Annotated in this window: 3 protein-coding genes; 2 read left to right on the top strand and 1 reads right to left on the bottom strand. The window is 67.1% G+C overall.

Annotated elements, in window-relative coordinates; translation table 11 throughout:
• Positions 1 to 807, bottom strand: an 807-nt coding sequence (gene miaA, locus EOA33_RS33310; protein WP_127407554.1) for a tRNA (adenosine(37)-N6)-dimethylallyltransferase MiaA, incomplete at its 3' end; no start/stop codon positions are given.
• Between miaA and serB the strand changes: the two genes are divergently transcribed.
• Both serB and EOA33_RS33300 read left to right on the top strand, forming a co-directional pair.
• A complete protein-coding gene (serB, locus tag EOA33_RS33305; protein ID WP_127407553.1) occupies positions 797 to 1,684 on the top strand; it encodes a phosphoserine phosphatase SerB in 888 nt (295 codons plus the stop codon). The two genes, miaA and serB, sit on opposite strands and share 11 nt — an antisense overlap.
• Positions 1,681 to 2,126: GNAT family N-acetyltransferase (locus tag EOA33_RS33300; RefSeq protein WP_145989442.1), on the top strand; the 446-nt coding region annotated here is incomplete at its 3' end. The genes serB and EOA33_RS33300, both read left to right, overlap by 4 nt.

Genomic DNA, 2,126 nt, shown 5'->3' with positions numbered 1-2,126 from the left:
GCCCATCTGTCCTGCCATCGCCGCCTGCAATTCGCGGACGCCGATCGCCTTCATCGCCGGCAGGTCCGGATCGAGGCCGAGCGCCATAAGCTGCTTGACCTCTTCCAGCGCGCCCTTGTCGAGCATGCTGTCGAACCGCGCCTCGATCCGGCCGACCAGCTCCGCGCGGTCCGGCTCGATCACCAGGAAGCGCGCGCTGTCGCGGTCGATCAGCGGCTGGCCGCGCGCCGCCTGCCATTCGGCTATGGAACGGCCCGAGGCGTCGAGCACCTCCAGCGCCCGCACGATCCGCTGGCCGTCGGTCGGCCTGAGCTGCATGCCGACCGCCGAATCCTCGCGCATAAGGATGCGGTGCAGCCGGTCGGCGCCTTGCTCCTTGAGCTCGTGCCGCCAGCGGTCGCGGATCGCCGGCGGAATGTCGGGCATGTCCGAAATCCCTTCGGCCAGCGCACGAAAATAGAGCCCGGTGCCGCCGACGAAAATCACCGGCCGTCCGGCGAGCAGGCCGTCGTCGATCAGCTTCGTGACGTTGCGCAGCCAGGCGCCGGTGGAGTAGGCGACCGACGGATGGACATGGCCGTAGAGAAAATGCGGCGCGCGGGCGAGATCGGCGGCACCCGGCCGCGCCGTCAGCACGTCGAGCACGGAATAGCCTTGCATCGAATCGGTGTTGACGATGACGCCGCCCTCGCGCTCGGCGAGTTCCAGCGCAAGCGCCGACTTGCCGCTGGCGGTCGGCCCGGCTATCAGGATCGCGTTCTTCACGCGGCCCTCGCCCGCCTGCCCGGAAGTCTCGATGCCGCTGATCGCCACGCTTGTGTCCCATCCCGAAGGCCGCGCTGTCTCGGCCACGCTTGCGAATATGGCCTCACGGTCGGTCGGCGCAAGCGCTGTTCGCTGGCTGGCCGAGGACATTGCCTGCGATCTCGTCCTGCCGGAGAAGGCCGACGCAGGCGAAGCGGCCGCCGCCCTGCGCGCCGCGCTCGCCTCGCACCCGGTCGACGTGATCGTCCAGCCGACTGAGGGCCGGCGCAAGAAGATCCTCATCGCCGACATGGATTCGACGATGATCGACCAGGAATGCATTGACGAACTGGCCGACGAGATCGGCGTCAAGGACCGTGTCGCGGCGATCACCGCGCGCTCGATGAACGGCGAGATCGCCTTCGAGCCGGCCCTGCGCGAGCGCGTGGCTCTGTTGAACGGCCTCGATACCGCCGTGGTCGACCGTCTGATCGAAAACCGGCTGACGCTGGCATCCGGCGGCCTCGCGCTTGTGCGTACCATGCGGGGCAACGGCGCCTGGACGGCACTTGTGTCAGGCGGCTTCAATGTCTTCACCAGCCGCATCGCGGCGATGCTTGGCTTCCAGGAGAACCGCGCCAACCGCCTGATCGAAGAGCACGGCCGTTTCACCGGGCTGGTCGCCGAGCCAATTCTCGGCCGCGCCGCCAAGGCGGAGGCGTTGCTTGAAATCTCTGCCCGCCTCGGCCTCACACCGGCCGACGCGCTTGCCGTCGGCGACGGCGCCAACGACCTCGACATGATCCGCCTTGCCGGCACCGGCGTTGCCCTGCATGCCAAGCCTTCGGTGGCGGCGGAGGCCAAGGTCCGCATCGACCATGGCGATCTGACGGCGCTGCTCTATCTCCAGGGCTATCGCCAGGAGGAGTTTGCCGGATGAAACCGATGCGCACCGAGCGCCTGATCCTGCGCAACTGGGAGGACCGTGATCGCGAGCTCTTCCATCGCATCAATTTTGACGAGCAGGTGATGGAATTCTTTCCGTTCCGCCGCGACCGCGCCGAGACGGATGCCAAAATGGATGAATTTCGCGGCTGGATCGCCGAGGATGGCTTTGGCTTTGCCGCCGCCGAGATCGCCGCGACGGGCGAATGCATCGGCTTTGTTGGCCTCTTAGAGACCGATCACGTGCCGTCCATGCCTTCCGACACAATCGAGATCGGCTGGCGTCTGGCGCCGGAATTCTGGGGCAAGGGCTATGTCACGGAGGCCTCCGAAGCCTGGCTCGCCTTTGGCTTCGAAACGCTCGACCGCGATGAAATCGTCTCCTTCGCCGTCGCCGCCAACCGCCGCTCGACGGCCGTCATGGAACGCCTCGGCAT

Origin of the sequence: Mesorhizobium sp. M4A.F.Ca.ET.050.02.1.1 (genome assembly GCF_003997725.1) — a bacterium.
Taxonomy (GTDB): domain Bacteria; phylum Pseudomonadota; class Alphaproteobacteria; order Rhizobiales; family Rhizobiaceae; genus Mesorhizobium.
Note: the sequence above shows the minus strand (reverse complement) of the source record. Positions and strands in the feature narration are given on the sequence as shown.

Coding starts and splice junctions, on each gene's coding strand:
- serB (WP_127407553.1), top strand. CDS start 797: ATGCCGCTGATCGCCACGCTTGTGTCCCATCCCGAAGGCCGCGCTGTC.